Origin of the sequence: Candidatus Cloacimonas sp., assembly GCA_035403355.1 — a bacterium.
In the GTDB taxonomy this organism is placed as follows: Bacteria; Cloacimonadota; Cloacimonadia; order Cloacimonadales; family Cloacimonadaceae; genus Cloacimonas.
This window is the reverse complement of the sequence record DAONFA010000057.1, coordinates 1-4,882: the sequence shown is the minus strand read 5'-3', so window position 1 is coordinate 4,882 and position 4,882 is coordinate 1. Positions and strand designations below refer to the sequence as shown.

Here is a 4,882-nt window from a genome sequence, read left to right as displayed (position 1 = left end):
AAACTTTTTCTTTTCCTCTTTGTAAAATAAAAATCTCGGTGTCTTCGGTGTCCTCAGTGGTTAAACTTTTTCTTTTCCTCTTTGTAAAATAAAAATCTCGGTGTCTTCGGTGTCCTCGGTGGCTAAACTTTTTCTTGACGGATACCCCATATCCTCAAATAAAGAACAAAACTATAAAATAAGGAGTTTAATATGCTTCCCGGTGGAAAAAATATGCAGCAATTGATGAAACAAGCCCAAAAAATGCAGGCAGAAATGATGAAACAACAGGAAGAACTGGCAAATACAGTTTACACTGCTTCTACAGGTGGAGGAATGGTAACAATTGAAATGAACGGTCAGTATGAAGTTGTTTCATTAAAAATAGACCCTCAGGTTGTTGATTCTGAAGATGTAGAAATGCTGGAAGACCTTATTTCGGCTGCCATACAAGAAGTTATCAGCAATGTGAAAGAAGCATCTGACGATGCAATGAGTAAAGTTACAGGCGGAATTAATATTCCCGGTTTAGGTTAAATGCTTTTCTCTGAAAATCTGGAACGCTTAATACAAAGTTTCAATCGTTTTCCCGGTATTGGCAAAAAAACGGCTCAACGGCTTGCCTGGTATTTGGTTGCGCAGGATAAAAACTTTGCTTTGAACTTGGCAGAAATCATAAAGACCACCGTTGAAAATTTCACTACCTGCAGCCGGTGTAATATGCTTTCGGAAAGCGATCCCTGCCCTTTTTGCACTTCTCTGGATAGAGTAGATAATTATCTTTGCGTTGTAGAAAATAGTTCGGACATCCAGATTTTGGAAGGAATGAACGAATTTAAGGGTAGATATTTTGTTTTAGGTCATTTGCTCTCCCCTTTGGATGGCTATGGACCCGAACAAATAAACACCGCTATGTTATTGCAAAGAATAGAAGAACTGCATCCCGGTGAACTGATTTTAGCCCTAAAACCTTCTGCCGAAGGAGAAGCAACAATTCACTATCTTTGGGAGCTGCTTAAAGATAAGGGATTAAATATCACTCGCCTTTCCACAGGTATTCCTTTTGGAGGAGACCTGGAATATAGTAATTTAAATACTTTAGCCAATGCCTGGAAACGCCGATATATGGTTCAGTAAGATGTTTACCGGCATCATTGAAGCAACTGAAAAAATCTTAAATCTCAGTCCTACCGGTAAGGAATGCAAGTTTACCATTACTAAACCTGTTATTTTTGATGACCTGAAGATTGGTTGTAGCATTGCCTGCGATGGAATTTGCCTAACCGTTATTGAGCTGGAACCAAAATATTTTAGTGTAGAAGTTATGCGGGAAACTCTGCAAAAAACTGCTGCTAAAAATTGGTGTTTGGGCAAAGTTATCAATCTGGAAAGAGCGCTAAAACTGAATTCCCGTCTGGATGGACACCTGGTTCAGGGTCATATAGACAACAAATTGCGCATAATTTCGCGCTTAAAAATAGAAGGCACCGATTACTTGCATTTGGAACTTCCCCAAAAGGAAAGAAAGATGATCGTTCCCCAAGGTTCAATTGCTCTTAATGGGGTCAGTTTAACGATAGCTGATATGCGCAATAACTATTTCAGCGTAGCGTTAATTGGTCATACTTTGGAACATACAAATCTCGGAACAATAAAAACTGGCGAGACCGTAAATGTGGAGTATGATATCTTAGGTAAGTATGTTATTTCAGCAATGTTGATGTCCTCGTCAACCAACCCGCAAGGTTGACCTCCCGGTCAACCACTTCGGAGGGTTGACCTCCTGGTCAACCACTTCGGAAGGTTGACCTCCTGGTCAACCAACTTTTTATGTTTATTTTGTTACTGAGAAAAGCGTGGTAAAGAAATACCTCGGTTGTAAGTGGAACGACAAGATGTCGTTCATCCACAAGGTTGACCTCCTGGTCAACCACTTCGGAAGGTTGACCTCCTGGTCAACCACCTTTTATGTTTATTTGGTTACTGAGAAAAGCGTGGTAAAGAAATACCTCGGTTGTAAGTGGAACGACAAGATGTCGTTCATCCACAAGGTTGACCTCCTGGTCAACCACTTCGGAAGGTTGACCTCCTGGTCAACCACCTTTTATGTTTATTTGGTTACTGAGAAAAGCGTGGTAAAGAAATACCTCGGTTGTAAGTGGAACGACAAGATGTCGTTCATCCACAAGGTTGACCTCCTGGTCAACCACTTCGGAAGGTTGACCTCCTGGTCAACCACCTTTTATGTTTATTTGGTTACTGAGAAAAGCGTGGTAAAGAAATACCTCGGTTGTAAGTGGAACGACAAGATGTCGTTCATCCACAAGGTTGACCTCCTGGTCAACCACTTCGGAAGGTTGACCTCCTGGTCAACCACCTTTTATGTTTATTTGGTTACTGAGAAAAGCGTGGTAAAGAAATACCGCGGTTGTAAGTGGAACGACAAGATGTCGTTCTTCCGCAAGGTTGACCTCCTGGTCAACCAAAATTGAATAACAATGCTATATCTTTATGGGATAGAAAATTATGAACTTTAGTAAAACTTTAGTCCGCCTGTTCTATCTGCTAATTATATTATTCTTAATTAGCAGTTGTGGCAATAAACGCAGTCCTACCGGAGGTCCGCAAGACCTTGATAAACCTGTGATTCTGGAAAGTTCTCCTGCCGAATACGGTGATATTTCTTCCGGAATAATTGAGATTTCCTTTTCTAAACCAATGGATAGGAATACCTTAGCTAATTCTATCTACATCTATCCACCGGTGCAAAATAAGAAAATAACTCTGGATGGAGCTAATCTTAAGCTCCAGCTTAAGGAACCGTTACAGCTACATACTAATTATTTTGTAACCCTCACTAAACGCCTTAAGGACTTGCGTGGCAATACCTTGGAAAAAAACCAAACGCTTATCTTTCGTAATGGCAATCTTGCTACCAATCGCATTGCCGGAACAATTGACTATGAAGAATCCACCGATAAGGGCTTGCCATTAGAGCTAACTCTTTTATCTTCAGATTCTTTACTCGTTTTAAGCGGAGTTCTTCAAGGCGGAGCTTATGCTATTGACAATCTGAATCCCCAAAAGCATATCCTGCGTGCATATATAGATAAAAATCAAAACGGTCGCTATGATTTCGGTTTAGAACCCTATTTTGAAGGTATTACCTCCGGTTCAGCCGTCTCAACCTTAAATTTATCAATGGCTTATAGCGATTCTACAATAGCTAAAATTACAAGAGTTAACCGGCTTAGCAATCGTGAACTGCAAGTTATCTTCAGTGAAGAAATTAAGGGTTATTCGGAAGTGACCTTGCAAGCCCTGGAAAAACCTTTGCCAATTGCGTATCAATTGATTGAGGGCAATAAAGTTAGCTTGTTAACAGCCAAAATGGACAGCACCGAATATACACTTACTTTTACAGGTGTGAAAGATAAAAAAGATAACCTCAGCCCTAAACTGGAAATTAAATTCAAAGCTCAAACTGCAGCCGATACCCTCGCTCCTGTCGTTACTTTCACCCAACCTCGTAACGGTGCGTCGGTAAATACTTTGCTGCCTGTTCTGGAAATCCATTTTAACGAAATAATTCCAAAAGCCAATATCCAGGCAAAATTGCTCTGCAACAATCAGGAAATTCCCCTGAAGCATTTATCCGAAACAGGACGAATCCATCGCTTTCAGCCCCAAAAAGAACTGGAGAACTACAAAAGCCATATATTGCTTATTACTTCTGCAACTACCGATTTTAGCGGTAACCACTTGAATAACAACTATGAATTGCAATTTCTGCCCTTACTGAGAAAGTTTTGAATCGCAATTCTGAATTCCTGTGAAACTATACCTGAATTTTCCTGATGTTATGCAACCCTTCCAGCATCTTTATATTTTTCCTGCATTACAAATCACTAAATTCCCTTCTCTCCTGTTCAGCCAAAACTGGTCCAGCTTATTTAACCTTATTATCTGACCGCACGAATAGCTCCGGATTATCTTCTAAAAACTGTTTATGCAAAGCCCAAAAAGCCGAGTCCTCATCCTTCTTTCTCTTCAAATGAAAATATCCTATTAGCGAAACGATATATGCACCAATAGCATCTACAATCAAGTCACTCATTGTATCTTTTACCCCCAAACGGGTATCAAAAAAACCATATACCTGCTCCAAATTCCGTGCCTTTTGCATATCCAATCCGAGAATAGAATCAGTAGCATATTCAAATACTTCCCAAACCGCAGAAACCATTATCGCAAAACAGAAACTAAATAGAGCCATAAATTTCGGACTTAATTTCACATTTATCTTGTTATCCTTATTCATAGAATAAATTAAGATAAAACCCGAATAACTTAAAATTACTGCCGAAGCCGTGTGCAACATCCTGTCCCACCAGCGATAACGATAAAAATAACTGTGAATTTCTCCCAAATACATTGAGGCAAAAATAAACAGTAAGATTATGATTTGAAATGTAGTAGGTATTCTAATCGCAATCCTCTTCTCCAATACCGTCGGTAATATAAATAGCAGTAAAGTCATCACTGCTGACCACAATGTCTCCCATTGTCTCAAATATAAGTTGTATCCGACAACTAAAGAAGTCAACAGAATAAAGAAATAGCGTAGGTATTTTTCTAACTTTTTGGTGTCTATCTTCATTGTTCCATCTCCTAATGTCTTTTTAATATTGCATAGTGCTTAGTTGCATCTGCGATAGCATACATCTAAATCAATTCTAACAAATAGAAAAGACATTTCCAATCAAAAAAACTGTATTTTGGCTTTAAAACCACTGAAAAAAACTTATTTAGCCAGGTGCTTACGATATTCATTCCTTTTTTAGCATCTTGCATTTTCAGCAACAAAAAACGCCGTTAGCGATGGCGGCGACCTACTCTTCCA

The 4,882-nt window shown here is 39.3% G+C and carries 6 protein-coding genes; 5 read left to right on the top strand and 1 reads right to left on the bottom strand.

Annotated features, from left to right (window positions below; all coding sequences use genetic code 11):
- The first annotated feature begins 192 nt into the window (after nt 1-192).
- From PLE33_09080 to PLE33_09060, 5 genes are all read left to right on the top strand, one after another.
- Nucleotides 193-516 carry a YbaB/EbfC family nucleoid-associated protein gene (locus PLE33_09080; GenBank protein ID HPS61394.1) on the top strand — a complete coding sequence of 108 codons (324 nt, stop codon included), beginning with the start codon at nt 193-195 and terminating at the stop codon, nt 514-516.
- Nucleotides 517-1,116 carry a recombination mediator RecR gene (recR, locus tag PLE33_09075; protein ID HPS61393.1) on the top strand — a complete coding sequence of 200 codons (600 nt, stop codon included), beginning with the start codon at nt 517-519 and terminating at the stop codon, nt 1,114-1,116.
- On the top strand, nt 1,085-1,729 hold the full coding sequence (locus tag PLE33_09070) for a riboflavin synthase (protein HPS61392.1): 645 nt from the start codon (nt 1,085-1,087) through the stop codon (nt 1,727-1,729). Before recR ends, PLE33_09070 begins: the two co-directional genes overlap by 32 nt.
- Before the next feature lie 106 nt (nt 1,730-1,835).
- Nucleotides 1,836-2,471, top strand: coding sequence for a hypothetical protein (locus PLE33_09065; protein ID HPS61391.1), 636 nt, complete (start codon nt 1,836-1,838; stop codon nt 2,469-2,471).
- A 34-nt stretch (nt 2,472-2,505) separates the two neighbouring features.
- Nucleotides 2,506-3,792 carry an Ig-like domain-containing protein gene (locus PLE33_09060; protein HPS61390.1) on the top strand — a complete coding sequence of 429 codons (1,287 nt, stop codon included), beginning with the start codon at nt 2,506-2,508 and terminating at the stop codon, nt 3,790-3,792.
- A gap of 136 nt (nt 3,793-3,928) precedes the next feature.
- Here PLE33_09060 and PLE33_09055 read toward each other — a convergent pair whose 3' ends face one another.
- Nucleotides 3,929-4,639: a hypothetical protein gene (locus tag PLE33_09055; GenBank protein ID HPS61389.1), complete on the bottom strand. Its 711-nt coding sequence runs from the start codon at nt 4,637-4,639 to the stop codon at nt 3,929-3,931.
- Between the last annotated feature and the right edge of the window lie 243 nt (nt 4,640-4,882).

What these genes read in the sequence shown, in the direction of transcription:
- PLE33_09080 (HPS61394.1), top strand. Translation starts at nt 193, where the DNA reads ATGCTTCCCGGTGGAAAAAATATGCAGCAATTGATGAAACAAGCCCAA.
- recR (HPS61393.1), top strand. Translation starts at nt 517, where the DNA reads ATGCTTTTCTCTGAAAATCTGGAACGCTTAATACAAAGTTTCAATCGT.
- PLE33_09070 (HPS61392.1), top strand. Translation starts at nt 1,085, where the DNA reads ATGCCTGGAAACGCCGATATATGGTTCAGTAAGATGTTTACCGGCATC.
- PLE33_09060 (HPS61390.1), top strand. Translation starts at nt 2,506, where the DNA reads ATGAACTTTAGTAAAACTTTAGTCCGCCTGTTCTATCTGCTAATTATA.
- PLE33_09055 (HPS61389.1), bottom strand. Translation starts at nt 4,639, where the DNA reads ATGAAGATAGACACCAAAAAGTTAGAAAAATACCTACGCTATTTCTTT.